General features: G+C 59.8%; 23 protein-coding genes. 12 read left to right on the top strand and 11 right to left on the bottom strand.

Annotation, left to right across the window (positions count from 1 at the left end):
* Positions 1-152 precede the first annotated feature (152 nt).
* The 4 genes from AC193Q_RS00990 to sdhC are packed head-to-tail and all read right to left on the bottom strand — an operon-like array spanning position 153 to position 3,381.
* The gene (locus AC193Q_RS00990) at positions 153-857 is read right to left on the bottom strand and encodes a succinate dehydrogenase iron-sulfur subunit (protein WP_003223007.1); all 705 of its coding nucleotides are present in this window, start codon (positions 855-857) and stop codon (positions 153-155) included.
* An 11-nt stretch (positions 858-868) separates the two neighbouring features.
* Positions 869-2,641, bottom strand: coding sequence for a succinate dehydrogenase flavoprotein subunit (sdhA, locus tag AC193Q_RS00985; RefSeq protein ID WP_007962857.1), 1,773 nt, complete (start codon positions 2,639-2,641; stop codon positions 869-871).
* Between the two features lie 3 nt (positions 2,642-2,644).
* Positions 2,645-3,013, bottom strand: coding sequence for a succinate dehydrogenase, hydrophobic membrane anchor protein (gene sdhD / locus AC193Q_RS00980; protein WP_047292833.1), 369 nt, complete (start codon positions 3,011-3,013; stop codon positions 2,645-2,647).
* A complete protein-coding gene (gene sdhC, locus AC193Q_RS00975; protein ID WP_047292829.1) occupies positions 3,007-3,381 on the bottom strand; it encodes a succinate dehydrogenase, cytochrome b556 subunit in 375 nt (124 codons plus the stop codon). Before sdhC ends, sdhD begins: the two co-directional genes overlap by 7 nt.
* A 362-nt stretch (positions 3,382-3,743) precedes the next feature.
* Here sdhC and gltA point away from each other — a divergent pair, with 362 nt between their 5' ends.
* Positions 3,744-5,033, top strand: a complete 1,290-nt coding sequence (gene gltA, locus AC193Q_RS00970; protein WP_003222994.1) for a citrate synthase — start codon at positions 3,744-3,746, stop codon at positions 5,031-5,033.
* A gap of 1,008 nt (positions 5,034-6,041) precedes the next feature.
* Here the strand turns inward: gltA and AC193Q_RS00965 are convergent.
* From AC193Q_RS00965 to AC193Q_RS00955, 3 genes are all read right to left on the bottom strand, one after another.
* Complete coding sequence (locus AC193Q_RS00965) at positions 6,042-7,700, bottom strand: cation acetate symporter (RefSeq protein WP_097090116.1); 1,659 nt, start codon at positions 7,698-7,700, stop codon at positions 6,042-6,044.
* Positions 7,697-8,008, bottom strand: a complete 312-nt coding sequence (locus AC193Q_RS00960; protein ID WP_041072887.1) for a DUF485 domain-containing protein — start codon at positions 8,006-8,008, stop codon at positions 7,697-7,699. The genes AC193Q_RS00965 and AC193Q_RS00960 overlap by 4 nt, the downstream gene beginning before the upstream one ends.
* 250 nt (positions 8,009-8,258) lie before the next feature.
* Positions 8,259-9,110: a glycine betaine ABC transporter substrate-binding protein gene (locus AC193Q_RS00955; RefSeq protein WP_047292628.1), complete on the bottom strand. Its 852-nt coding sequence runs from the start codon at positions 9,108-9,110 to the stop codon at positions 8,259-8,261.
* A 301-nt stretch (positions 9,111-9,411) separates the two neighbouring features.
* Between AC193Q_RS00955 and AC193Q_RS00950 the strand changes: the two genes are divergently transcribed.
* Positions 9,412-11,007 (top strand): glycoside hydrolase family 17 protein, encoded by a 1,596-nt coding sequence (locus tag AC193Q_RS00950; RefSeq protein ID WP_483879063.1) that lies wholly within the window; start codon positions 9,412-9,414, stop codon positions 11,005-11,007.
* 94 nt (positions 11,008-11,101) lie between these two features.
* Here AC193Q_RS00950 and AC193Q_RS00945 read toward each other — a convergent pair whose 3' ends face one another.
* On the bottom strand, positions 11,102-11,470 hold the full coding sequence (locus AC193Q_RS00945) for a hypothetical protein (protein WP_047292624.1): 369 nt from the start codon (positions 11,468-11,470) through the stop codon (positions 11,102-11,104).
* Positions 11,471-11,693: 223 nt separating this feature from the next.
* On the opposite strand from AC193Q_RS00945, the gene AC193Q_RS00940 reads away from it, so the two are divergent.
* The gene (locus AC193Q_RS00940; RefSeq protein WP_041072894.1) at positions 11,694-12,992 is read left to right on the top strand and encodes a serine/threonine protein kinase; all 1,299 of its coding nucleotides are present in this window, start codon (positions 11,694-11,696) and stop codon (positions 12,990-12,992) included.
* On the top strand, positions 12,985-13,773 hold the full coding sequence (locus AC193Q_RS00935; RefSeq protein WP_007969640.1) for an MlaA family lipoprotein: 789 nt from the start codon (positions 12,985-12,987) through the stop codon (positions 13,771-13,773). The genes AC193Q_RS00940 and AC193Q_RS00935 overlap by 8 nt, the downstream gene beginning before the upstream one ends.
* Positions 13,774-13,947: 174 nt before the next feature.
* Here the strand turns inward: AC193Q_RS00935 and AC193Q_RS00930 are convergent, their stop codons facing one another.
* The gene (locus AC193Q_RS00930; RefSeq protein ID WP_047292621.1) at positions 13,948-14,862 is read right to left on the bottom strand and encodes a DUF808 domain-containing protein; all 915 of its coding nucleotides are present in this window, start codon (positions 14,860-14,862) and stop codon (positions 13,948-13,950) included.
* A 134-nt stretch (positions 14,863-14,996) separates the two neighbouring features.
* Here AC193Q_RS00930 and AC193Q_RS00925 point away from each other — a divergent pair, with 134 nt between their 5' ends.
* Positions 14,997-15,605, top strand: coding sequence for a TetR/AcrR family transcriptional regulator (locus AC193Q_RS00925; RefSeq protein ID WP_095667155.1), 609 nt, complete (start codon positions 14,997-14,999; stop codon positions 15,603-15,605).
* A 129-nt stretch (positions 15,606-15,734) separates the two neighbouring features.
* Here the strand turns inward: AC193Q_RS00925 and AC193Q_RS00920 are convergent, their stop codons facing one another.
* Positions 15,735-16,193 carry an REP-associated tyrosine transposase gene (locus AC193Q_RS00920; RefSeq protein WP_121184389.1) on the bottom strand — a complete coding sequence of 153 codons (459 nt, stop codon included), beginning with the start codon at positions 16,191-16,193 and terminating at the stop codon, positions 15,735-15,737.
* A 210-nt stretch (positions 16,194-16,403) separates the two neighbouring features.
* Entirely contained in the window at positions 16,404-16,844 is a 441-nt protein-coding gene (locus tag AC193Q_RS00915) for a GlcG/HbpS family heme-binding protein (protein WP_047292613.1), read from the bottom strand.
* A 268-nt stretch (positions 16,845-17,112) separates the two neighbouring features.
* Here AC193Q_RS00915 and gcl point away from each other — a divergent pair, with 268 nt between their 5' ends.
* The 7 genes from gcl to AC193Q_RS00880 all read left to right on the top strand — a co-directional run bounded on the left by gcl (position 17,113) and on the right by AC193Q_RS00880 (position 25,679).
* On the top strand, positions 17,113-18,888 hold the full coding sequence (gcl, locus tag AC193Q_RS00910; RefSeq protein ID WP_041072901.1) for a glyoxylate carboligase: 1,776 nt from the start codon (positions 17,113-17,115) through the stop codon (positions 18,886-18,888).
* A gap of 155 nt (positions 18,889-19,043) precedes the next feature.
* Complete coding sequence (gene hyi, locus AC193Q_RS00905; protein WP_007961652.1) at positions 19,044-19,826, top strand: hydroxypyruvate isomerase; 783 nt, start codon at positions 19,044-19,046, stop codon at positions 19,824-19,826.
* A 133-nt stretch (positions 19,827-19,959) separates the two neighbouring features.
* On the top strand, positions 19,960-20,853 hold the full coding sequence (locus tag AC193Q_RS00900; RefSeq protein ID WP_047292610.1) for a 2-hydroxy-3-oxopropionate reductase: 894 nt from the start codon (positions 19,960-19,962) through the stop codon (positions 20,851-20,853).
* A gap of 170 nt (positions 20,854-21,023) precedes the next feature.
* Positions 21,024-22,298 carry a glycerate kinase type-2 family protein gene (locus tag AC193Q_RS00895; RefSeq protein ID WP_131670003.1) on the top strand — a complete coding sequence of 425 codons (1,275 nt, stop codon included), beginning with the start codon at positions 21,024-21,026 and terminating at the stop codon, positions 22,296-22,298.
* On the top strand, positions 22,295-23,710 hold the full coding sequence (gene pyk / locus AC193Q_RS00890; protein ID WP_483879062.1) for a pyruvate kinase: 1,416 nt from the start codon (positions 22,295-22,297) through the stop codon (positions 23,708-23,710). The genes AC193Q_RS00895 and pyk overlap by 4 nt, the downstream gene beginning before the upstream one ends.
* Positions 23,711-23,918: 208 nt before the next feature.
* Positions 23,919-24,833, top strand: a complete 915-nt coding sequence (locus AC193Q_RS00885; RefSeq protein WP_483879061.1) for an urea transporter — start codon at positions 23,919-23,921, stop codon at positions 24,831-24,833.
* 21 nt (positions 24,834-24,854) lie between these two features.
* Positions 24,855-25,679, top strand: a complete 825-nt coding sequence (locus AC193Q_RS00880) for an ion transporter (RefSeq protein ID WP_095667160.1) — start codon at positions 24,855-24,857, stop codon at positions 25,677-25,679.
* Positions 25,680-25,718 lie beyond the last annotated feature (39 nt).

Here is a 25,718-nt window from a genome sequence, read left to right as displayed (position 1 = left end):
TCCGGGTACCAGCCCGGATGCCCCTGCTTGTCTCATTTCTTCAAAATAAGAGCTGCAGCTTGTGGCTACTGCTCTGGTTATAGCCATGACGCGGGTTGAAGCCCGCGCCACAGCCTCTTCGTTACAGCGGTTCTACGGTTACAGCAGCTGAATCACACGCCGCTCGAAAGCAGCATGTTACGGATGTGACCGATGGCCTTAGTCGGGTTCAGGCCTTTCGGACATACGTTGACGCAGTTCATGATGCCCCGGCAGCGGAAGACGCTGAACGGGTCATCGAGCGAAGCCAGACGCTCGGACGTCTTGGTGTCACGGCTGTCTGCCAGGAAGCGGTACGCTTGCAGCAGGGCAGCTGGACCCAGGAATTTGTCCGGGTTCCACCAGAAGGACGGGCACGAGGTCGAGCAGCAGGCGCACAGGATGCACTCGTACAGACCGTCGAGCTTTTCACGCTCTTCAGGGGACTGCAGACGCTCGATGGCCGGAGCCGGCGTGTCGTTCTGCAGGTAAGGCTTAACCTTCTCGTATTGCTTGTAGAAGATGCTCATATCGACAACCAGGTCACGGATAACCGGCAAACCTGGCAGCGGACGAACGATCAACTTGTTGCCTTTTACGACAGCGGACAGCGGCGTGATGCACGCCAGACCGTTCTTGCCGTTGATGTTCATGCCGTCGGAGCCGCAGACGCCTTCACGGCAAGAGCGACGATAGGAGAAACCCTCGTCCTGCTCTTTGATCAGGGCCAGCACGTCCAGCACCATCAGGTCTTTACCACCGGTATCGACCTGGAATTCCTGCATGAACGGCGCAGCGTCCTGATCAGGGTTGTAGCGATAAACACTGACTTGCAACATGGCGATCACCCTTAATAAGTCCGGACTTTAGGTTCGAAAGTCGGAACAGTCTTCGGCGAGAAGTTTACGGCACGCTTGGCGACGCGTTTCTCACCCGGGAAGTACAGGGTGTGGCACAGCCAGTTTTCGTCGTCACGGTCTTCGAAGTCTTCACGGGCGTGAGCGCCGCGGGACTCTTTACGTACTTCGGCCGCGATGGCGGTAGCTTCAGCCACTTCCAGCAGGTTTTGCAGTTCCAGAGCTTCGATACGCGCAGTGTTGAACGCTTGCGACTTATCGTTGATCTTCACGTTGGCGATACGCTTGCGCAGATCGGCCAGCTGAGCGATGCCCTTCTGCATGTATTCGCCAGTACGGAATACACCGAAGTAGTTCTGCATGCAGCTTTGCAGCTCGCGACGCAGGGTTGCAACGTCTTCGCCATCGGTACGGCCGTTCAGCGCGTTCAGACGCGACAGGGCTGCTTCGATGTCGGCTTCGGTAGCGTCGTCGTATTCGATGCCGTCGGTCAGCGCCTTTTCCAGGTGCAGGCCGGCAGCGCGGCCGAATACCACCAGGTCGAGCAGCGAGTTGCCGCCCAGACGGTTGGCACCGTGTACCGATACGCAAGCCACTTCACCTACCGCGAACAGACCAGGAATGATCTGATCCACGCCTTCGGCGTTCTGGGTGATTGCCTGACCATGAATGTTGGTGGCAACGCCGCCCATCATATAGTGGCAGGTCGGAACCACCGGAACCGGAGCAACCACGGGGTCAACGTGGGCGAAAGTCTTCGACAGTTCGCAGATACCTGGCAGACGGCTGTGCAGCACTTCCTCGCCCAAGTGGTCGAGTTTGAGCATTACGTGGTCGCCATTCGGACCGCAACCGTTACCGGCGATGATTTCTTTAACCATCGAACGGGCAACCACGTCACGACCAGCCAGGTCTTTCGCGTTCGGAGCATAACGCTCCATGAAACGCTCGCCATGCTTGTTGATCAGGTAACCACCTTCACCACGGCAGCCTTCTGTAACCAGTACACCGGCGCCGGCGATGCCGGTCGGGTGGAACTGCCACATTTCGATGTCTTGTACCGGTACGCCAGCACGCAGCGCCATGCCAACGCCGTCACCGGTGTTGATCAGGGCGTTGGTGGTGGAGGCGTAGATACGACCGGCACCGCCAGTGGCCAATACGGTGGCCTTGGCGCGGATGTACGAAGTTTCGCCGGTTTCGATGCAGATCGCGATCACACCGACGAACTCGCCTTCCTGGTTTTTCACCAGGTCGACAGCGTAGTACTCGTTCAGGAACGTGGTACCGGCTTTCAGGTTGCCCTGATAAAGGGTGTGCAGCAGCGCGTGACCGGTACGGTCGGATGCTGCGCAGGTGCGAGCAGCCTGGCCGCCTTTACCGTAGTCCTTGGACTGACCACCGAATGGACGCTGGTAGATACGGCCTTGCTCGGTACGCGAGAACGGCAGACCCATGTGGTCCAGTTCGAAAACGGCAGCCGGGCCTTCCTGACACATGTATTCGATAGCGTCCTGGTCACCGATGTAGTCGGAACCCTTGACGGTATCGTACATGTGCCAGCGCCAGTCATCGTTCGGGTCAGCGGACGCGATCGCGCAAGTGATGCCGCCCTGGGCGGATACAGTGTGCGAACGGGTCGGGAAAACCTTGGTGATCACCGCAGTCTTGTGACCGCCTTGTGCCAGTTGCAGCGCAGCGCGCATGCCGGCACCGCCACCACCAATAATGATGGCGTCGAAAGAAATCGTTGGAATGTTAGCCATGACTCAGATACCCCAGAGAATCTGCACACCCCAGACGAAGTAAGCGAACATCGCAACGCCGCATACTGCCTGGAAAAGGAAACGTACTGCGGTCGCGGACTTGCCCAGCGCCATTGGCGTCAGGTAGTCGGTCGCGATGGTCCACATGCCGACCCAGGCGTGAGCGCCAAGGGCAACGAGGGCCAGCAGACTGAAGATACGCATCCCGTTGTGAGCGAACAGGCCGTGCCACTGGTCGTAGCCAATGCCCGGATTCACTGCAAGGTATCCGATCAGAAAGATGAAATAAGCCGCGAGAACAACCGCAGACACACGTTGCGCCATCCAGTCATAGAGGCCCGAACGCGAAAGGTTCGTAACGCTGGTTACCATATCCAAACTCCTGCCAGAACGATCAGCACCACGGAAACCGCGATGATAATTTTCGAGCCCAGGCGGCCGCCTTCCAGCGTCTCACCGATGCCCATATCCATGATCAAGTGGCGCACACCGGCTACCAAGTGATACAGCAGAGCGGACAGGAGGCCCCATGCTACGAACTTGGCCAGCGGGCTGGTCAAGCATGCCTTCACGTCGGCAAAACCTTCCTCGGAACCCAGAGACTTGCCCAATGCATAAAGCATGAAGCCGATACCCAGGAAGAGGATGATGCCGGAAACACGGTGAAGAAACGACGTAACGCCGGTGATGGGGAGTTTGATGGTCCTTAGGTCTAGGTTTACAGGTCGTTGGCTTTTCACGGCTTTTTTTTCACACTGAAGAGCCCCTAACAATCAGGGCAAAGTTGTTGGGGAGTGCACTGGTCAGGTAACCACCACCCAGGGATGCGACCCCCAATAAAGCAGGCCCAAAAGCCCTTGGCGGTCGGTGGCCGAGTATAGACAGTTAGGCTACTAATGACAACGCAATCACCTACCCCAAATAGCTGATTGCACAAGTCGTATAAAAGGCGTAAATGGCAGTCAATTTCGAGGAAAAAGTGCGCTTAAAGCCTTCTGGAGCAAGACTTTAGGCAAATTGACATTCGAATTTATCTCACTATAGTGGTGCGGGCCCTGCGTGGGGGGTCTGTCTGATGGTTCAAGCATAAATAGGAGGCCACATGGCTGACAAAAAAGCGCAGTTGATCATCGAGGGCGCAGCCCCCGTCGAGCTGCCCATTTTAACCGGCACCGTTGGTCCCGATGTAATCGATGTTCGGGGCCTGACGGCCACGGGCCGCTTCACTTTCGACCCGGGTTTCATGTCGACCGCCTCGTGCGAATCGAAAATCACCTATATCGACGGCGACAACGGCATTCTGTTGCACCGCGGCTACCCGATCGAACAGCTGGCTGAAAAGTCGGACTACCTGGAAACCTGCTACCTGCTGCTCAACGGCGAATTGCCGACTGCAGAACAGAAGGCCCAGTTCGTCAGCACCGTGAAAAACCACACCATGGTTCACGAGCAGCTGAAAACCTTCTTCAACGGCTTCCGTCGCGACGCCCACCCGATGGCCGTCATGTGCGGCGTAGTCGGCGCCCTCTCGGCCTTCTACCACGACTCCCTGGACATCAATAACCCGCAGCATCGCGAAATCTCCGCGATCCGTCTGGTTGCCAAGATGCCAACCCTGGCAGCGATGGTTTACAAGTACTCCATGGGCCAACCCATGATGTACCCGCGCAACGACCTGACGTACGCGGAAAACTTCCTGCACATGATGTTCAACACCCCGTGCGAGATCAAACCGATCAGCCCGGTACTCGCCAAGGCCATGGACCGGATCTTCATCCTCCACGCCGACCACGAGCAGAACGCATCGACCTCCACCGTGCGCCTGGCAGGATCTTCGGGTGCCAACCCGTTCGCCTGTATCGCCGCCGGCATCGCCGCACTGTGGGGCCCTGCCCACGGCGGTGCGAACGAAGCCGTTCTGACCATGCTTGACGAGATTGGCGATGTGTCCAACATCGACAAGTTCATCGCCAAGGCCAAGGACAAGAACGACCCGTTCAAGCTGATGGGCTTCGGTCACCGCGTTTACAAGAACCGCGATCCTCGCGCGACGGTCATGAAGCAGACCTGCGACGAAGTATTGAAGGAGCTGGGTATCAACAACGATCCGCAACTCGAACTGGCCATGCGCCTGGAAGAGATCGCGCTGACCGACCCGTACTTCATCGAACGCTCGCTGTACCCGAACGTCGACTTCTACTCGGGGATCATCCTCAAGGCGATCGGCATTCCAACCAGCATGTTCACCGTGATCTTCGCCCTGGCACGTACTGTCGGCTGGATTTCGCACTGGAAAGAAATGCTCTCCAGCCCGTACAAGATTGGCCGTCCGCGCCAGTTGTACACTGGCTATGAGTCGCGTGATATCACCAAGCTGGAAGACCGCAAATAAGGCTTGTCTTGCGATAATGTCTTGAAGTTGTATCGGGAACGGCCTCTTATATAGAGGCCGTTTTTTTGTCTGGTCGCAGCGGCCTGTGGGCCGACTGGGTTTTGGGGTTTTGGGTGTATATCCGTTGCTTCGGGTGTTGCTGATTACGGTTCCGCCCTTACGGCGGGTCACTTTTTCCAAACGCCGAAAAAGTAACCAAAAAGGCTTCCCCCCGGCGTACGGCACTTCGCTGAGGCTCAGTGTTCCCTCGCTACGGTGTCCATCCGGGGGCATCGCCTACGGTTTGCTTCGCTGCACCTCCTCTCGATGTATGCGGCTTCGCCGCATGGCGCTGCGCGCCTTCCCCCTGATGGACACCTTCGCTCGGCCTGCCGAAGGGGCAAAAATCAAAAGCCAGATCAAGAGCCAAAGCCAACGCCAACGCCAAAGCCAAAGCCAAAGCCAAAGCCAAAGCAGATCAAAAGATCGCAGCCTTCGGCAGCTCCTACATGGGATCGGTGTTTTCAGTTAGAAATTGGTCGGCTGTCAGGCCGCCATCGCTGGCAAGCCAGCTCCCACAACTTTATTCGTGCACGCCCCATGCGGCGAAGCCGCCCCACTCAACACGATGAGCGTTAGCTCGAGTACCGCTCTTGATCTGAGGGCCCGTCGGCAGGCTGAGTGGAGGGGTTTATTCGGGGGTGGGAGCGCAGCGACCGTTTGGCGCAGCCAAACACAGCGAGAGGAGGTGCAGCGAAGCAAACCGTAGGCGCTGCCCCCCCGGATGAATCCCGCAGCGAAGGAACCCGAGCCTAAGCGAGGGCCGAACGTCAGGGTAAAGCCCTTTGGTTACTTTGGGGCTTTTGCCAAAGTGACCCGCCGTCAGGGCGGAACCCTAAGCCGCCGCTACCGCAGCAACGGATATGTACTCATAACCACCAACTACGAAGGCCCAAGTCCGATAACCGCCCACAAAAAAATGCCCCGATCTCTCAACCAGGGCATTTCTCTCAACCATGCAACCAACGCTTAGTGCGAAACCGCCCCACTCGCCCCCAACCCCGTCTGCGAACGCACAAACTGCGGGAAGAACAGCGCCCGCTCGTTCTCGGCCGCCGCCGACTTGTCGGTGATCGAGAAGAACCAGATACCGATGAACGCAATGATCATCGAAAACAACGCCGGGTACTCGTAAGGGAAGATCGCCTTCTCGTGATGCAGAATCTGCACCCAGATGGTCGGGCCGAGGATCATCAGACCCACCGCACTCACCAGCCCCAACCAGCCACCGACCATCGCGCCGCGGGTCGTCAGCTTCTTCCAGTACATCGAAAGCAACAGCACCGGGAAGTTGCAGCTCGCCGCAATCGAGAACGCCAGGCCGACCATGAACGCGATGTTCTGGCTTTCGAACAGGATGCCCAGACCAATCGCCAGCACACCCAGGGCGATGGTGGTGATCTTCGACACGCGAATCTCATCTTTGTCGTTGGCCTTGCCCTTCTTGATCACACTGGCATACAGGTCGTGAGACACCGCCGAAGCACCGGCCAGGGTCAGACCGGCCACCACCGCCAGAATGGTCGCGAACGCCACCGCCGAGATGAAGCCGAGGAAAATACTGCCACCCACTGCGTCAGCCAGGTGCACCGCCGCCATGTTGTTGCCGCCGAGCAGAGCGCCCGCTGCATCTTTGAAGGCCGGGTTGGTGCTGACCAGCAGGATGGCGCCGAAGCCGATGATGAAGGTCAGGATGTAGAAGTAGCCAATGAAGCCGGTGGCATACAGCACGCTCTTGCGCGCTTCTTTCGCGTCACTCACGGTGAAGAAGCGCATCAGGATGTGTGGCAGGCCAGCAGTACCGAACATCAGTGCCAGGCCCAGGGAGAACGCCGAAATCGGGTCTTTCACCAGACCGCCCGGGCTCATGATCGCCTCACCTTTGGGGTGAACCTTGATCGCCTCGGAGAACAGCATGTTGAAGTCGAAGTTGACGTGCTTCATCACCATCAGCGCCATGAACGAAGCACCGGACAGCAACAACACCGCCTTGATGATCTGCACCCAAGTGGTCGCCAGCATGCCGCCGAACAGCACGTACATGCACATCAGGATACCGACCAGAATCACCGCCACGTAGTAGTCGAGGCCGAACAGCAGCTGGATCAGCTTGCCGGCACCGACCATTTGCGCGATCAGGTAGAACGCCACCACCACCAGCGAACCGCAGGCAGACAGCGTGCGGATCTGGGTTTGCCCGAGGCGGTAGGACGCCACGTCGGCAAAGGTGTATTTACCCAGGTTACGCAGACGCTCGGCGATCAGGAACAGAATGATCGGCCAGCCCACCAGGAAGCCGATCGAGTAGATCAGGCCATCGTAGCCAGAGGTGAACACCAGCGCGGAAATCCCCAGGAAGGACGCCGCCGACATGTAGTCGCCGGCAATCGCCAGACCATTCTGAAAGCCGGTGATCTTGCCGCCCGCAGCGTAGTAGTCGGCAGCCGACTTGTTGCGCTTGGACGCCCAGTAGGTGATGCACAGGGTCGCACCGACGAACACCACGAACATGGCGATCGCGGAAACGTTGAGCGGTTGTTTGTGGACTTCGCCGGTCAAGGCGTCAGCAGCCCAGACAGCCGGAGCGAATGCTGCGATGCTCAAAAGAGCCAGTAGACGCCGGATCATTGCTGAGCCTCCTTGAGAATCGCATTGTTCAGGTCGTCAAACTCGCCATTGGCGCGTCGCACGTAGATACCGGTCAGGACGAAGGCCGAGACAATCAGCCCGACACCGATCGGAATGCCCCAGGTAATCGAAGACCCGGGGCTGAGTTTCGCGCCGAGCACTTGCGGCCCGTAAGCAATCAACAGGATGAATCCGGAATACAGCCCGAGCATGATCGCCGAGAGTATCCAGGCGAATTTTTCTCTTTTTCTCACCAGCTCCTTGAAGCGCGGGCTGTTTTGAATCGAGAGGTAAATGCTGTCGTTCATTGTTTTTATCCTCGCAGCACAGATTATTGTTGGAACGTATCCACTGTATGCGGCTGCGGAACGGCTTCCAGACGACCTTAGTATTAGAACGACATGACGTTTTCGCCAATTTTCAGCACACAAAAAAAACTGTGGGAGCTGGCTTGCCAGCGATGGCGTCGTATCAGCCAACTAATCAGTTGACTGGTAGACCGCTATCGCGGGCAAGCCCGCTCCCACAGGATGTGCGGTGAACCGAAGCAATCTGGGGTTATTTGGTCCAGTCAGCCACGCGGTCCGGGTGCTTGGCGACCCAATCCTTGGCCGCCGCGTCAGGCTTGGCGCCATCCTGGATGGCCAGCATGACTTCGCCGATCTCGTCTTTCGACGCCCACTGGAAGTTTTTCAGGAACTTGGCCACTTCCGGTGCCTTGGTAGCCAATTCTTTGCTACCGATGCTGTTTACGGTTTCAGCCGCGCCATACACGCCTTTCGGGTCGTCAAGGAAGCGCAGTTTCCACTTGGCGAACATCCAGTGCGGCACCCAACCGGTGACGGCAATCGATTCGTTCTTCTTCTCGGCACGGGTCAGCTCGGCAATCATGCCGGCGCCGGAACTGGCCTTGAGGGTGTATTTGTCCAGACCGTAATCCTTGATCGCCTGATCGGTCTTGAGCATCACGCCCGAGCCGGCGTCGATGCCGACGATGCGGTTCTTGAAGCTGTCATCGGTCTTGAGGTCTTCGATCGATTTCGCCTTGACGTACTCCGGCACGATCAGGCCGATTTTCGCATCCTTGAAGTTCGGGCCGTAATCGACGACCAGATCCTTGTTCTTCGCCCAGTATTCGCCATGGGTCACCGGCAACCAGGCCGAGAGCATCGCATCGAGTTTGCCGGTGGCCACGCCCTGCCACATGATCCCGGTGGCGACGGCTTGCAGCTTCACGTCGTAACCGAGTTTCTGCTTGATCACTTCGGCCGCCACGTGGGTGGTCGCGACGCTGTCGGACCAGCCGTCAACGTAACCGATGTTCAGGGTCTGTTTTTCAGCGCTGGCGAATGTGGAACTCATCGCAAGCACCAGAGCGGCACCTGCGCCTAAAAGTCGTCGCATCTTCATCGTTTACTTCCCCGAAATGCTGCGCCCGACGGATGCCGGGCATCGTCAACGTATTGTTATGGTGCACAGCGCCCCCATCACGCCTGACCGTAAACTCGTCCGAACATCAGTCGTCTTTTCTATAAGGGTACTGACGCTTTCGATCATCGGCCTGACGCCAAACGCGACCTGCTCTGTCAGCGACCTCAATACACCGAGAAACGACATCAGAAGGCCATTAATCACCTCTGAATAATTGGCGCCAGACAATCCGCCCGAACTTTGCATGTGCAAATCATGCAGGCCACCAACCCGCGGATAAATGCAGGTAACATGCGTCGCTTTGCAGCCACTCGGCCTGACCATGTCCGCGACCTCCCGCTTCCCGCTTGTTCCTTATCTCTTTGCCTGCCTGCTCGGCCTGCTGGCCCTCGGTGGCTTCTGGTACGGCCTCGGCAAACCGGTGATCCTGCCGGACGCCGCGACCCCGACGCACAAGTTGCAATGCGCCTCCTACACGCCGTTCGACAAGGATCAGTCGCCGTTCGACGTGCCGTTCAAACTGCGCCCGGAGCGCATGGATGCCGACCTCGCCCTGCTGGCGACGCGTTTCGAATGCATCCGCACCTACTCGATGACCGGCCTCGAAGCCCTGCCGGAACTGGCGCGCAAGCACGGTTTGAAGCTGATGATCGGCGCCTGGGTCAACAGCAACCCGGTGGACACTGAAAAGGAAGTCGACCTGCTGATCGCCTCGGCCAACGCCAACCCGGACGTGGTCAGTGCGGTGATCGTCGGCAACGAAGCCTTGCTGCGCAAGGAAGTCACCGGCGCGCAACTGGCGAAGCTGATCAACAAGGTCAAAAGCCAGGTCAAGCAACCGGTCACCTATGCCGATGTCTGGGAATTCTGGCTCAAGCACCCGGAAGTCGCGCCGGCGGTGGACTTCCTGACCATTCACTTGCTGCCGTACTGGGAAGACGATCCGTCGAACATCGACGTCGCCCTGCAACATGTGGCGGATGTACGTCAGGTGTTCGGCAACAAATTCGCGCCCAAAGACGTGATGATCGGCGAGACCGGCTGGCCCAGCGAAGGTCGCCAGCGCGAAACCGCCCTGCCGAGCCGGGTCAATGAGGCCAAGTTCATTCGTGGTTTTGTCGCGATGGCCGAGAAGGAAAGCTGGCATTACAACTTGATCGAAGCGTTCGACCAGCCATGGAAGCGTGGCAGCGAAGGTGCAGTCGGCGGTTACTGGGGCCTGTTCGATGCCGATCGCCAGGACAAGGGCGTGCTCGCCGGGCCGGTGAGCAATGTGCCGTACTGGAAAGCATGGCTGGGCGTCGGCGGACTGATTTTCGTCGGCACCCTGCTGCTCGGCGGCCGAGTGCGCACCACCCGATCGGCATTGATCCTGCCGCTGCTCGGTGCGCTGGCCGCTTGTTCGATCGGCGCCTGGGGCGATCTGGCGCGAGTGACCACGCGGTTTGCCAGCGAATGGCTGTGGGTCGGCTTGCTGACCGTATTGAATCTGTTGGTGCTGGCACATGCCGCGCTGAGCCTGAGCGCCCGCCAGGGTTGGCGTGAACGCGCGTTCAGTCTGCTGGAACGCCGCGCCGGATGGCTGGTTGCCGTGGCCGGTTTTGCGGCAGCGGTGATGATGCTGGAGATGGTTTTTGACGCACGCTATCGCAGCTTTGCCAGCATGGCGTTCATTCTGCCGGCGCTGGTGTATGTGTGCCGCCCGGTCAGCGTGCCGCGCCGGGAAATCGCCCTGCTGACCTTTATCATCGGCGCCGGCATTGCGCCGCAGCTGTATGAAGAAGGCTTGTTGAATCAGCAGGCGTGGGGCTGGGCGCTGGTCAGCGGGTTGATGGTCGCTGCGTTGTGGCGCTGTCTGCGGGTTCGCGGTCGCTGATTAGACAGCAAGATCAAAAGATCGCAGCCTTCGGCAGCTCCTACAGGGTTCACTGCCCCTTGCAGGAGCTGCCGAAGGCTGCGATCTTTTTCTGTCAGGCGCTGCGGGATGCCCGGACCAGCCGCAATCCGGCAATCACCACCGCAAACACCGCCAGCGTCGTGTTGTACAACGCCAGCGCCGGCAACCCGAACACCAGCGCCAGCACCGCCAGCCACCACCCTGCCCGCCCCGGCAGCACAAAACCCAGCAGCGCCGCACCCAGCGCGGTCCAGCCCAATACCTTGAAGTGAATCATCAGTCCCAGGTTCGAGCGCACCGCGCATTCCCAGCGGCTCGCCTCATCGACGCAGATGCCGACCCACTGCCCATCCTCCATGAAGCCATAACGCGCGCCATAACTGGCGGCCAGCCACAGCGGCAACAGCACGAGCAACAGAATCACGGGCAAGCGGCGGGACATGAATCTCTCCAATCAACGAAATCGGCGGCCAGCTTAATCTGCCCGCACGCATTGGCAAGCACTAACAACTGTTAACTGGTCATCCGCGCCTTGCAGAGTGTATCGTCCAGCTACTATTACTCCGAATTCTGCCTGTTTGGTGCCGAGGCATGGCACTTTGGCGCAAGCCCGGTGGTCATAGCCTGCGAACTTCATTCGGCACCTTCCTTTAAGGGATCCAGTCATGCTCCGTTCCTTGCGCTTCGCCGCGCTGTTCAGCGGCCTTATTCTGAGTGCGTCCGCACTGGCGGTGGATATCGATGCCGCCAGTTATGGCTATCCCCTGACCAACCCGTTCGAGGCGACCATCGCCACGACGCCGCCGGACCTGCGTCCGGAATTGCCGTCGAACGACGAGATCAATCAGTCCGACCACAGCATCACCCTGCGCCCGGAACGGGCCTTCATCCTCCCGGACAACTTCTGGCCGGTGAAAAAACTCACCTACCGTATCGCCGAGCAGGACAAACCGGCGCCGCTGATCTTCCTGATCGCCGGCACCGGTGCGCGTTATGACAGTTCGCTCAATGAGTACCTGAAGAAGCTTTATTACAAGGCCGGCTACAACGTCGTGCAGTTGTCGTCGCCAACCAGCTTCGACTTCATCAGCGCCGCTTCACGCTTCGCCACCCCGGGCATCACCAAGGAAGACGCCGAAGACATGTACCGGGTGATGCAGGCCGTGCGCGCGCAACATCCGAAACTACCGGTCACCGAGTACTACCTCAGCGGCTACAGCCTTGGCGCGCTGGATGCCGCGTTCGTCGCGCACCTGGACGAGACCCGACGCAGTTTCAACTTCAAGAAAGTCTTGCTGCTCAACCCGCCGGTCAACCTCTACACGTCCATCAGCAACCTCGACAAGCTGGTACAGACCGAGGTGAAGGGCATCAACAACAGCACCACTTTCTATGAACTGGTGCTGAACAAGCTGACCCGCTACTTCCAGCAGAAAGGCTACATCGACCTCAACGACGCCCTGCTCTACGACTTCCAGCAGTCCAAACAGCACCTGACCAACGAGCAGATGGCGATGCTGATCGGCACCTCGTTCCGCTTCTCGGCCGCCGACATTGCCTTCACCTCCGATCTGATCAACCGTCGGGGCCTGATCACTCCGCCGAAATTCCCGATCACCGAAGGCACCAGCCTCACGCCGTTTCTCAAGCGTGCGCTGCAATGCGACTTCGACTGCTACCTGACCGAACAGGTGATCCCGATGTGGCGCGCCCGTACCGACGGCGGCAGCCTGCTGCAACTGATCGACCAGGTCAGCCTGTACGCACTCAAGGATTACCTGCATGACAGCCCGAAAATCGCCGTCATGCACAACGCTGACGACGTGATCCTCGGCCCTGGCGACCTGGGTTTCCTGCGCAAGACCTTCGGCGATCGCCTGACTGTTTACCCACTGGGCGGCCATTGCGGCAACCTTAACTACCGCGTCAACAGCGACGCCATGCTGGAGTTCTTCCGTGGCTAAATATCTCCTGCTGATTGCAGCGCTCCTCAGTGCAGGCGTGGCCCAGGCCGACAACAGCAAAGCCAACGCGCCAGTGGTGGTCGACAGCGACGGCTTCAAGGAGCCGCTGTCCAAACTCAAGTTCAACCCGGGGCTGGACCAACGCGAGTTCGAACGTTCGACACTCAACGCGCTCAACGTCTATGACCCGCTGGAGTCGTGGAACCGCCGCGTCTATCACTTCAATTACCGCTTCGACCAATGGGTGTTCCTGCCGGTGGTCGACGGTTATCGCTATGTGACGCCGAGCTTCCTGCGCACCGGGGTGAGCAACTTCTTCAACAACCTCGGCGATGTGCCAAACCTGGTCAACAGCCTGCTGCAGTTCAAGGGCAAGCGTTCGATGGAAACCACCGCGCGCCTGTTGCTCAACACCACCATCGGCATTGCCGGCCTGTGGGACCCGGCGACGGCCATGGGCCTGCCGCGCCAGAGCGAAGACTTCGGTCAGACCTTGGGGTTCTACGGCGTACCGGGCGGCGCCTACTTCGTCTTGCCGATTCTCGGCCCGTCGAACATCCGCGACACCGCCGGCCTGGCCGTGGACTACACCGCCGAATCGGCGATCAACTACCTGAACGTGTCGGAAGTCAGCTCCAACCACCCGGAAATCTGGGCCTTGCGCGCCGTCGACAAGCGCTACCAGACCAACTTCCGCTACGGCCAGATGAACTCGCCGTTCGAGTACGAGAAAGTGCGCTACGTCTACACCGAGTCGCGCAAGCTGCAGATTGCCGAGTAACTTCAGCGGCAACAAAAAAAGGGCCATTCGATGCGAGTCGAATGGCCCTTTTTCATGGATCACTGAGATCCATTTTGGGAGCGAGCCTGCTCGCGAATGCGGTGTCTCAGACCCGAAGGGGGTGGCTGACTCGACGCCTTCGCGAGCAGGCTCGCTCCCACAGGGTTATTGTGTTCAGCCTTTGATTGCGCGCCAGATTTTACCGACCACCGAAACCACCGCCAGCACTGCCGCGCCCGCGATAATCCCCGCTACGCCATTGAGCAACACAGGCACGGCAAACCCGGCACTGCCAGCCGCTGCGCCGACACTTTCAATCCAGTGATGAACCACCGGGATGCCGTGGGTCAGGATGCCGCCACCGACGAGGAACATCGCCGCTGTACCGATCACCGACAGGCCTTTCATCATGTACGGCGCGGCGCGCAGGATCGCATTGCCGATGCTTTTTGCTGCCGAGCCGGATTTCTGCGTCAGCCACAGACCGAGGTCGTCGAGTTTGACGATGCCGGCCACCAGACCATAAACGCCCACGGTCATGACGATGGCGATGCCCGACATCACGATCACTTGCTGGGTCAGCGAAGCGTCGGCCACGGTGCCGAGGGTAATGGCGATGATTTCTGCGGAGAGGATAAAGTCGGTGCGGATTGCGCCTTTGATCTTGTCCTTCTCGTAGGCCACCAGATCGGTGCTCGGCTCGGCCACTGCCGCGCTCAGTTGCGCATGCTCGGCGTCATCTTCGGCCTTGCTGTGCAGGAATTTGTGCGCGAGTTTCTCGAAGCCTTCGAAACACAGGTACGCGCCGCCGACCATCAGCAGCGGCGTCACCAGCCACGGCACAAATGCGCTGATCGCCAGCGCCGACGGCACCAGAATCAGTTTGTTGACGAACGAGCCCTTGGCCACCGCCCAGACCACGGGAATTTCCCGCTCGGCGCGAACCCCGGAGACTTGCTGGGCATTGAGCGCCAGATCATCGCCGAGTACCCCGGCGGTCTTCTTCGCGGCCATTTTGCTCATCAACGCCACGTCATCCAGAACGGTGGCAATATCGTCGATCAGCACCAGCAAACTGCTTCCTGCCATGAATCGTGTTTCCTTATGTGAATAATGCCGCGCAGCATACCGCGACTGCGGGCCACACGGGGCATTCTTGAGCCATGCGCGAGGCCGGTGCTACCATGCGCAACCGCCAGAACAGGCAAGGAACCACCGGGTTTATGAGCACAATCCGCGAGCGCAACAAAGAACTGATCCTGCGTGCCGCCAGTGAGGAATTCGCCGACAAGGGCTTCGCTGCGACCAAAACCAGCGACATCGCCGCCAAGGCAGGATTGCCCAAGCCCAACGTCTACTACTACTTCAAGTCCAAGGAAAACCTCTACCGCGAGGTGCTGGAAAGCATCATCGTGCCGATCCTGCAGGCCTCGACCCCGTTCAACCCGGACGGCGTGCCGAGCGAAGTGCTCAGCGGCTACATCCGCTCGAAGATCCGCATCTCCCGCGACCTGCCCTTCGCCTCCAAAGTGTTCGCCAGCGAAATCATGCACGGCGCCCCGCACCTGAGCGCCGACCTGGTCGAGCAGCTCAACAGCCAGGCCAAGCACAACATCGACTGCATCCAGAGCTGGATCGACCGCGGCCAGATCGCCCCGCTCGACCCCAACCACCTGATGTTCAGCATCTGGGCCGCGACCCAGACCTACGCCGACTTCGACTGGCAGATTTCTGCGGTGACGGGAAAGGACAAGCTGGACGAGGCGGATTACGAAGCGGCGGCGCAGACAATTATCCGGTTGGTGCTCAAGGGCTGCGAGCCGGATAAGTAAGACCGCCGTGCCCTTATCGCTGGCAAGCCAGCTCCCACAGGTGTTTGTGTTGAACACAATTTTTGCGAACGACGCAAATCCCTGTGGGAGCTGGCTTGCCAGCGATAGGGGCAACTCGATTCAGAAGTGCTAAAGCCAAACGGCATCCCACAGCGGATAGTCGCCAAGCTTATGCACCAGTCCAGCCCGTAACGGGTTGGCCACCACATACCGGGCCATTTTTACCAAATCATCTTCCATTCGAAGCGCCCGGTCGTGATAGCCCTGTTGCCATAGCGGGCCGCTCCTGCCGGTGCAATGGTTCACCTCTCGAGTAGCCAGGGACTTGGTCTCGCGCATCAGTCTGCGCAAAGAACAGCTTTCCAGCTCAATCAACCAGTGAAAATGATCCGGCATCACCACCCACGCCAGTGAATTCGCCAATCCAAGCTCTTGTGCCCGTCGAAATTGACGAACAACCAATCTGCCCAAAGCGAAGTCGGCAAAGATCGGCTCGCGATCAAGTGTGTTGGTTGTCAGTATATAAATTCGATTGGGCTCGGCATAACGGCCGGTTCGCAGACGATGTGAAGCGGGAAGATCAGGCAATCCATTGCCCCTTCATGATGAGTTCATCAGAAGGCTAGACCTCAATGATCTGTTTGATTGGTTTGGTCTTTTTTCTTGATGTGTCAGACAGGCCGCCATCGCTGGCAAGCCAGCTCCCACAGAGCTTTGTGTCGTTCACAAATCGTTGCCCAATGCAAAACCTTGTGGGAGCTGGCTTGCCAGCGATGACTTTCGATCAGCCGCTAAAGATCAAGCCGCCACCCCCGCATCCGCCCTCAACTCCAACGCCTCCACAGCCCTGATCGCGACCTGCTCATCAATATCCGACAGATCGCCGCTGATCCCGATCGCGCCCAGCACATTTCCCGCCTGATCACGAATCAACACCCCACCCGGCGCAGGCACGACGCTGCCCTGGCCCATGCTGTTGAGTGCGGCGATGAACGCCGGGCGTTGTTGCGCATCCAGTGCCAGCAGGCGTGAGCCCTTGCCCAGGGCGATGGCGCCCCAGGCTTTGCCGATGGCGATGTTCGGGCGCAGCAGGCTGGCGCCGTCTTCGCGTTGCAGGGTGATCAGGTGGCCGCCGGTGTCGAGTACCGCGATGGTCAGCGGCGCGGCGTTGATCCCGCGCCCGGTAGTGATGGCCTGTTCGACCAGGTTGACTGCGACTTTCAAGGTTAAAGCGCTCATGGTGCCGTCCTCATTTTGTTATTGGGAAAGTCGTGGAACTGCGCGTTTGTGCCGCAGCCCGATGCCACAAATAGAACACAATGAATTATTTTTTTGTATACAATAATTCTCGAAAAGCGCCACATGCGACGAAAAGCCACAGTAAAAATGGCTTCCGACGAATGAAACAGACGCTTGAGAAAATGGATTGACCTGCGCCGTCCGCCGTGAATACACTCTGCGCAAAGCCACTTGTATACAATTACAAAACGTAAAGAGGCACAAAACCATGAGCAAAATGAGAGCAATCGAAGCCGCCGTTCTGGTGATGCGCCGTGAAGGGGTTGATACCGCTTTTGGCATTCCGGGTGCAGCGATCAACCCGCTGTACTCCGCACTGAAAAAAGTCGGTGGCATCGATCACGTCCTCGCTCGCCACGTCGAAGGCGCGTCGCACATGGCCGAGGGGTACACCCGCACCAAGGCCGGCAACATCGGCGTGTGCATCGGTACGTCCGGCCCGGCCGGTACCGATATGGTCACCGGGCTCTACAGCGCCTCGGCCGACTCGATTCCGATCCTCTGCATTACCGGCCAGGCACCCCGCGCCCGTATGCACAAGGAAGACTTCCAGGCGGTCGACATCACCAGCATCGTCAAGCCCGTCACCAAGTGGGCGACCACCGTTCTGGAGCCGGGCCAGGTACCTTACGCGTTCCAGAAAGCCTTCTACGAAATGCGCTCCGGCCGTCCAGGCCCGGTGCTGATCGACCTGCCGTTCGACGTGCAGATGGCTGAAATCGAATTCGACATTGACGCTTACCAGCCACTGCCGCTGGCCAAACCGACCGCGAGCCGCGTTCAGGTCGAAAAGGCGCTGGCGCTGCTGGATCAGGCCGAGCGTCCATTGCTGGTAGCCGGTGGCGGCATCATCAACGCCGATGCCAGCGATCTGCTGGTGGAGTTCGCCGAGCTGACCGGTATTCCGGTGATCCCGACCCTGATGGGCTGGGGCACCATTCCTGACGATCACCCGCTGATGGTCGGCATGGTCGGTCTGCAGACGTCGCACCGTTACGGCAATGCGACGATGCTCAAATCCGATGTGGTGCTGGGCATCGGTAACCGTTGGGCCAACCGTCACACCGGTTCGGTCGACGTCTACACCGAAGGTCGCAAGTTCATTCACGTCGACATCGAAGGCACGCAGATCGGCCGTGTGTTCACCCCGGACCTGGGTATCGTCTCCGACGCTGCTGCCGCGCTGACCGTGTTCATCGAAGTCGCCCGCGAATGGCAAGCCGCCGGCAAGCTGAAAAACCGCAGTGCCTGGCTGCAGGATTGCCAGCAGCGCAAGGCCAGCCTGCAGCGCAAGACCCACTTCGACAACGTGCCGGTCAAGCCACAGCGCGTTTACGAAGAAATGAACCAGGTGTTCGGCAAAGACACCTGCTACGTCAGCACCATTGGTCTGTCGCAGATTGCCGGCGCGCAGTTCCTGCACGTCTACAAGCCGCGTCACTGGATCAACTGCGGTCAGGCCGGCCCCTTGGGCTGGACCATTCCGGCAGCGCTGGGCGTGGTCAAGGCCGATCCGAACCGTAAAGTCGTGGCCCTGTCGGGGGACTATGACTTCCAGTTCATGATCGAGGAGCTGGCGGTCGGCGCTCAGTTCAAACTGCCTTACATCCACGTCGTGGTGAACAACTCGTACCTGGGCCTGATCCGTCAGGCGCAGCGCGGGTTCGAAATGGACTACTGCGTGCAGCTGTCCTTCGATAACCTGAACGCGCCGGAACTCAACGGTTACGGTGTCGACCACGTCGCCGTCGCCGAAGGCCTGGGCTGTAAAGCGCTGCGTGTGTTCGAACCGGCGGACATCGCCCCTGCCCTGCGCAAGGCCGAAGAGCTGATCGAAGAGTTCAAGGTGCCGGTGATCGTCGAAATCATCCTGGAGCGTGTGACCAACATCTCCATGGGGACCGAGATCAACGCCGTCAACGAATTCGAAGACCTGGCGCTGGTCGGCAACGACGCGCCAACGGCGATTTCGCTGCTCGACTGATCTGCCGGGATTTGATGGCCGCGGTTACTCCCCTGTAGGAGCTGCCGCAGGCTGCGATCTTTTGATCTTGTTTTTCAGGATCAAGATCAAAAGATCGCAGCCTGCGGCAGCTCCTACACAAAGCCATCATCATTAATTCGCAACAGGAGACCACCATGCCGCGTTTCGCAGCCAACCTGTCCATGCTGTTCACCGAACAGGATTTCCTTGCCCGTTTCGACGCCGCCGCCAAGGCCGGTTTCAGTGGTGTGGAATACCTGTTCCCGTACGACTTCAGCTCTGCCGAAATCAAGGCAAAGCTCGATGCCAACGGGCTGACCCAAGTGCTGTTCAATCTGCCGGCCGGTGACTGGGCCAAGGGTGAGCGCGGTATCGCCTGCCTGCCGGATCGCGTTGAAGAGTTCCGCGCCGGGGTCGATCTGGCGATTGCCTACGCGCAGGTGCTGGGCAACACCCAGGTCAACTGCCTGGCCGGTATCCGCCCGCAAGGCGTCGACGATGCCACCGTGGAAAAGACCTTCGTCGCCAACCTCAAGTACGCGGCCGACAAGCTGCAGGCGGCGGGCATCAAACTGGTGATGGAAGCGATCAACACCCGCGACATCCCGGGTTTCTACCTGAACAACACGGCGCAAGCCCTGTCGATTCGCGAGCAGGTCGGCAGCGCCAACCTGTTCCTGCAATACGACATCTACCACATGCAAATCATGGAAGGCGATCTGGCCCGCACCCTGCAATCGCACCTGGCCGAGATCAACCATGTGCAGCTCGCGGACAACCCGGGGCGCAATGAGCCGGGCACTGGCGAGATCAACTACCGCTTCCTGTTCGAACACCTGGATCGGATTGGTTATCAGGGTTGGGTCGGCTGTGAATACAAGCCGCTGACCACCACTGAAGCCGGTCTGGGCTGGCTCAAAACGCATAACGCAATCTGATCGAACACGGTCATTCCTGTAGGAGCTGCCGAAGGCTGCGATCTTTTGACTTTGCTTTTCAAGATCAAGATCAAAAGATCGCAGGCTTCGCCAGCTCCTACAGAGAGCCACACAAAAACAAGAGGATTTTCTCATGGCTAAAATCGGATTTATCGGCACCGGCATCATGGGCCACCCAATGGCTTCGAACCTGCAGAAAGCCGGTCACAGCCTGTTCCTGTCGGCGCACCACGACGCCGCTCCGGCCGACCTGGTAGCTGCTGGCGCCGTCGCCCTGGCCAACCCGCGCGAAGTGGCGCAGGAAGCCGAATTCATCATCGTCATGGTCCCGGACACCCCGCAGGTCGATGACGTGCTGTTCCGCGCCGATGGCGTCGCGGCTGGCATCGGCAAAGGCAAAGTAGTGATCGACATGAGCTCGATCTCGCCGACCGCCACCAAGGCCTTCGCCGCGAAGATCAACGAAAAAGGCGCGCAGTACCTCGACGCCCCGGTATCCGGCGGTGAAGTCGGCGCCAAGGCCGCGACCCTGAGCATCATGGTCGGTGGCGACGCGGATGCCTTTGAACGCGCCCTGCCGCTGTTCCAGGCCATGGGCAAGAACATCACCCTGGTCGGTGGCAATGGCGACGGTCAGACCGCCAAAGTGGCGAACCAGATCATCGTCGCGCTGAACATTCAGGCCGTGGCCGAAGCCCTGCTGTTCGCTTCGAAAAACGGTGCCGATCCAGCCAAGGTGCGTGAAGCGCTGATGGGCGGTTTCGCTTCGTCGAAGATCCTCGAAGTGCACGGCGAGCGCATGATCAAAGGCACCTTCGATCCGGGCTTCCGCATCAGCCTGCACCAGAAGGACCTGAACCTGGCCCTGCAAGGCGCCAAGGAACTCAACATCAACCTGCCGAACACCGCCAACGCCCAGCAAGTGTTCAGCACCTGCGCGGCGATCGGTGGCAGCAACTGGGACCACTCGGCGCTGATCAAGGGCCTGGAACACATGGCCAACTTCTCGATTCGCGACAAGAAGTAATCTGCGCTTCTGGCTCGCTCCCTGTGGGAGCGGGCTTGCCCGCGATGGCATCGACTCGGTCCGCCTGAATGACCGCGGCGCCTGAATCGCTGGCAAGCCAGCTCCCACAAGGATCGCGTCGCTGCACCGTTGTCGTTCCATCCCAATAACAAGAATTCCGGGAGCCCGCCATGTCGGTCGATCCGCAACAACTGCTGCGTGAGCTGTTTGCCACAGCCATCGACGCGGCCCATCCGAACCAGGTCCTCGAAGCCCATCTGCCTGCCGATCGCACGGGTCGGGTGATCGTCATCGGCGCCGGCAAAGCCGCCGCTGCCATGGCACAAGTGGTCGAGCGCAGCTGGCAGGGCGAAGTCTCGGGCCTGGTAGTGACCCGTTACGGTCACGGCGCCCCGTGCGAAAAAATCGAAGTGGTCGAAGCCGCGCACCCGGTACCGGACGCTGCCGGCCTGGCCGTGGCCAAACGCGTGCTGGAACTGGTCAGCAATCTGACTGAAGACGACCGCGTGATCTTCCTGCTCTCTGGTGGCGGCTCTGCCCTGCTCGCCCTGCCGGCCGAAGGCATCACCCTGGCCGACAAGCAGTCGATCAACAAAGCCCTGCTCAAATCCGGCGCGACCATCGGCGAAATGAACTGCGTGCGCAAGCACCTCTCGGCGATCAAGGGCGGCCGCCTCGGCAAGGCTTGCTGGCCTGCCACCGTCTACACCTACGCAATTTCCGATGTGCCGGGCGACCTCGCCACGGTCATCGCCTCCGGTCCGACCGTGGCCGACCCGAGCACTTCCGCCGAAGCGCTGGCGATCCTTAAGCGCTACGGCATCGAAGTCCCGGCGTCCGTGCGTACTTGGCTGCAAAGCCCGGAATCGGAAACCGTCAAACCCGGCGACCCGAGCCTGGCCCGCAGTCACTTCCAGTTGATCGCCCGCCCGCAGCAATCGTTGGATGCCGCGGCGGTGAAATGCCGTCAGGCCGGTTTCAGCACGCTGATCCTTGGCGACCTGGAAGGTGAATCCCGCGAAGTGGCGAAAGTCCACGCCGGCATCGCCCGGCAGATCATCAATCACGGGCAGCCACTGGCAGCGCCGTGCGTGATTCTCTCCGGCGGCGAAACCACCGTGACCGTACGCGGCAATGGCCGTGGCGGGCGCAACGCCGAATTCCTCCTCAGCCTCACCGACAGCCTCAAAGGCCAGCCCGGCGTCTACGCGCTGGCCGGTGACACCGACGGCATCGACGGTTCGGAAGACAACGCCGGCGCGATCATGACCCCGGACAGCTACGCCCGCGCCGCCGCCCTCGGTTTGAGCGCCAGCGACGAGCTGGATAACAACAACGGTTACGGCTACTTCGAGGCGCTCGACGCGCTGATCGTCACCGAACCGACCCGCACCAACGTCAACGACTTCCGCGCCATCCTGATCCTTGAGAACTGCAAATCATGACGCCTGATAAAAAGGTCAAAATCCTCGCCACCCTCGGGCCTGCCGTCGACGGCATCGAAGACATCCGTGAACTGGTCGAGGCCGGGGTCAACATCTTCCGCCTGAACTTCAGCCACGGCGATCACGCCGACCACGCCAAGCGCTATCAGTGGATCCGCGAAGTCGAGCGCCAGCTCAACTATCCGCTGGGCATTCTGATGGATTTGCAGGGGCCGAAACTGCGCGTCGGCAAGTTCGCCGACGGCAAGGTGCAGCTGCATCGCGGTCAGGCCTTCCGCCTCGATCTGGACGCGACCCCGGGCGATGAACGCCGGGTGAACCTGCCGCACCCGGAGATCATCGCCGCGCTCGAAGCCGGCATGGATCTGCTGCTGGATGACGGCAAACTGCGCCTGCGCGTGGTCACCAAATACTCCGACGCGATCGACACTACCGTGCTCGCCGGCGGCGAACTGTCGGACCGCAAAGGCGTGAACGTGCCGCAAGCGGTGCTCGACCTCAGCCCGCTGACCGCCAAGGATCGCCGCGACCTGAGCTTCGGTCTGGAGCTGGGTGTGGACTGGGTGGCGCTGTCGTTCGTGCAACGCCCGCAGGACATTCTCGAAGCCCGCGAGCTGATCGGCGACAAGGCCTTCCTGATGGCGAAAATCGAGAAGCCGTCGGCGGTTGAGCAACTGCGCGAAATCGCCCAACTGAGCGACGCGATCATGGTCGCTCGCGGCGACCTCGGCGTGGAAGTGCCGGCAGAAAGCGTGCCGCAGATCCAGAAAAACATCATCAGCACCTGCCGCGAACTGGGCAAACCGGTGGTGGTGGCGACGCAGATGCTCGAATCGATGCGTTTCTCCCCGGCCCCGACCCGCGCGGAAGTCACCGACGTGGCCAACGCCGTGGCTGAAGGCGCAGATGCGGTGATGCTGTCGGCCGAAACCGCGTCCGGCGAATACCCGCTGGAAGCGGTGCAGATGATGAGCAAGATCATTCGCCAGGTGGAAAACGGTCCGGACTACCAGACCCAACTCGACGTCAGCCGACCGAAAGCCGAGGCAACGGTGTCCGATGCGATCAGTTGCGCGATCCGCCGCATCAGCAACGTGCTGCCGGTGGCGGTGCTGGTCAACTACAGCGAATCGGGCGCTTCGACGTTGCGCGCAGCACGGGAACGACCGAAAGCGCCGATCCTCAACCTGACGCCGAACCTGCAGACCGCGCGGCGCTTGAGCGTGGCGTGGGGCATTCATTCGGTGGTCAACGATCGCCTGCGTCAGGTCGATGAAGTGTGTTCGACGGCGCTGGAAATCGCCCAGGCGCAAGGCATGGCCGAGCGTGGCGATACCTTGCTGATCACCGCCGGTGTGCCGTTCGGGCAGCCGGGATCGACCAACTCACTGCGGATCGAAACGCTGATCTGACCCATATTTTTGATGTGAATACAAAACCTGTGGTGAGGGGATTCATCCCCGATTGACTGCGCAGCAGTCACCGCTTCAAGAGAGTGACGGTTTTCACAGAAAAACCGCATTCACCGATTTGGGGCTGCTTCGCAGCCATCGGGGATAAATCCCCTCACCACAGGTAAGCAAGACCTTTTGATTGTCCAACTGCCCAGATTTTTTCAACATGCCTGCCAATCATTTCAACACCCACTGCCCCGACTGGGCCGAGGCTTTGCTCAACGGTTTCAGTCAGATTTTCCTCCAGCGCCATCCGCTGTGCGGCCTGTTGTGCCTGCTGGCGATCCTGCTCACTGCGCCGGTGCTGTTTGCCGGCGCGCTGCTCGGCGCAGTCGCCGGCCTGCTCACTGCGCAACGGCGCAACTACGCCAAAGCGGATCGTCAGGCCGGGTTGTTCAGTTACAACGGCGTGCTGCTTGGCTTGGTGCTAAGCCTGTATTTCCCGTGGTCGCCGATGCTGCCGCCGCTGATTCTGGCGGCCGGTGGCCTCAGTGCGATGGTCACTCAGCAATGGCTCAAATACGTGTACCGCAGCCGATCGATACCGGCCTACACCTCACCGTTTGTAGCAATGAGCTGGGTGTTACTGTTGTTCGCCGAACCGTCTGCGCCGATGACTCACATCGAGATGACCACGCTGAACCTGCTCGCCGCTGAACTGCGTGGACTGGGTCAGGTGATGTTCCTCGGTCATCCGCTGGCCGGCGCGTTGATCGGCATCGGTCTTTTGATCGCCGATCGCCGCGCGTTCTGCTGGGCGCTGCTGGCTTCCGGCATCGGCCTGGCATCCAGCCTGCTGCACCACGAAACCGCTGCAGCGTTGCTGGGACTGGGCAGTTACAACGCGGTGCTCGCCGCCCTCGCCTTCAGTTCACAGCGTCAACAACCGTGGCTGCCGCTGCTGGGCATCGTCCTGGCGCTGCTGGTCACGCCGCTGTTCGCCGCCCTTGGTCTGGCGACGCTGACCGCGCCGTTCATCCTCGCCGGCTGGCTGATCCGCGCCGGGATCCAGATGCTCGGCAAAGCGGCCGTCGACGCCACGCCTTGCGCACAGGGGGACAATCAACCTAGGCTGCGCTGATCTTCAATTCAGGCGTTATCCATGGACAGCAGCAACAGTTGGCGTGAACGGCTTTACGTGATGATTTTCCAGAGCGACACCCTCGCCGGGCGGCGCTTCGACGGCACCTTGCTGTTGATCATTCTTGCCAGCCTGGTGGTGGTGATGCTTGACAGCATCGACAGCATTCACCAGAACTACGCCGATGTGCTGGCCTACATCGAATGGGGCTTCACCGTCATTTTTCTCGGCGAGTACATCCTGCGGTTGTACTGCTCACCGAAGCCGTTGCGCTACGCCTTCAGTTTCTACGGACTGGTGGATCTGCTGGCGATCGTGCCGGGGATCCTCGCGCTGTATTACAGCGATGCGCAGTACCTGCTGATCATCCGGATCATCCGGATGCTGCGGATCTTCCGCGTACTCAAGCTCAGCCCATACCTCAAGCAAGCCAACTATTTGATGTCGGCGCTGCGCGGCAGCAAGCAGAAGATCGTGGTGTTCCTGGTCAGCGTCTGCACCCTGGTGACGGTGTTCGGCACCCTGATGTACGTGATCGAAGGCCCGGAACACGGCTTCACCAGCATCCCCAAAGGCATCTATTGGGCTATCGTGACCCTGACCACCGTCGGCTTCGGCGACATCGTGCCGAAAACCCCGCTGGGCCAGGTAATTTCCTCGCTGGTGATGATCACCGGTTACTCGATCATCGCCGTGCCCACCGGGATCTTCACCGCAGAACTGGCCAACGCCATGCGCGGCGAACAGCTGCAACACGACTGCCCGGTGTGCAAGAAAAACAGCCATGAACAGAACGCAGCGTTTTGCTCGCGGTGTGGCAGTCAGCTGTTCAAGAAAGTGGAATAAGCACAGAGCTTTTTAATCTTTAAATGACTATGCGTGCCC

Source organism: Pseudomonas sp. F2 (assembly GCF_057174385.1).
This window is presented reverse-complemented; position numbering and strand designations above follow the sequence as displayed.

Excerpts from the sequence above, each read along its gene's own strand:
- AC193Q_RS00990 (WP_003223007.1), bottom strand. The coding sequence starts at position 857 with ATGTTGCAAGTCAGTGTTTATCGCTACAACCCTGATCAGGACGCTGCG.
- sdhA (WP_007962857.1), bottom strand. The coding sequence starts at position 2,641 with ATGGCTAACATTCCAACGATTTCTTTCGACGCCATCATTATTGGTGGT.
- sdhD (WP_047292833.1), bottom strand. The coding sequence starts at position 3,013 with ATGGTAACCAGCGTTACGAACCTTTCGCGTTCGGGCCTCTATGACTGG.
- gltA (WP_003222994.1), top strand. The coding sequence starts at position 3,744 with ATGGCTGACAAAAAAGCGCAGTTGATCATCGAGGGCGCAGCCCCCGTC.
- AC193Q_RS00965 (WP_097090116.1), bottom strand. The coding sequence starts at position 7,700 with ATGATCCGGCGTCTACTGGCTCTTTTGAGCATCGCAGCATTCGCTCCG.
- AC193Q_RS00960 (WP_041072887.1), bottom strand. The coding sequence starts at position 8,008 with ATGAACGACAGCATTTACCTCTCGATTCAAAACAGCCCGCGCTTCAAG.
- AC193Q_RS00955 (WP_047292628.1), bottom strand. The coding sequence starts at position 9,110 with ATGAAGATGCGACGACTTTTAGGCGCAGGTGCCGCTCTGGTGCTTGCG.
- AC193Q_RS00950 (WP_483879063.1), top strand. The coding sequence starts at position 9,412 with ATGCAGGTAACATGCGTCGCTTTGCAGCCACTCGGCCTGACCATGTCC.
- AC193Q_RS00945 (WP_047292624.1), bottom strand. The coding sequence starts at position 11,470 with ATGTCCCGCCGCTTGCCCGTGATTCTGTTGCTCGTGCTGTTGCCGCTG.
- AC193Q_RS00940 (WP_041072894.1), top strand. The coding sequence starts at position 11,694 with ATGCTCCGTTCCTTGCGCTTCGCCGCGCTGTTCAGCGGCCTTATTCTG.
- AC193Q_RS00930 (WP_047292621.1), bottom strand. The coding sequence starts at position 14,862 with ATGGCAGGAAGCAGTTTGCTGGTGCTGATCGACGATATTGCCACCGTT.
- AC193Q_RS00925 (WP_095667155.1), top strand. The coding sequence starts at position 14,997 with ATGAGCACAATCCGCGAGCGCAACAAAGAACTGATCCTGCGTGCCGCC.
- AC193Q_RS00915 (WP_047292613.1), bottom strand. The coding sequence starts at position 16,844 with ATGAGCGCTTTAACCTTGAAAGTCGCAGTCAACCTGGTCGAACAGGCC.
- gcl (WP_041072901.1), top strand. The coding sequence starts at position 17,113 with ATGAGCAAAATGAGAGCAATCGAAGCCGCCGTTCTGGTGATGCGCCGT.
- hyi (WP_007961652.1), top strand. The coding sequence starts at position 19,044 with ATGCCGCGTTTCGCAGCCAACCTGTCCATGCTGTTCACCGAACAGGAT.
- AC193Q_RS00900 (WP_047292610.1), top strand. The coding sequence starts at position 19,960 with ATGGCTAAAATCGGATTTATCGGCACCGGCATCATGGGCCACCCAATG.
- AC193Q_RS00895 (WP_131670003.1), top strand. The coding sequence starts at position 21,024 with ATGTCGGTCGATCCGCAACAACTGCTGCGTGAGCTGTTTGCCACAGCC.
- pyk (WP_483879062.1), top strand. The coding sequence starts at position 22,295 with ATGACGCCTGATAAAAAGGTCAAAATCCTCGCCACCCTCGGGCCTGCC.
- AC193Q_RS00885 (WP_483879061.1), top strand. The coding sequence starts at position 23,919 with ATGCCTGCCAATCATTTCAACACCCACTGCCCCGACTGGGCCGAGGCT.
- AC193Q_RS00880 (WP_095667160.1), top strand. The coding sequence starts at position 24,855 with ATGGACAGCAGCAACAGTTGGCGTGAACGGCTTTACGTGATGATTTTC.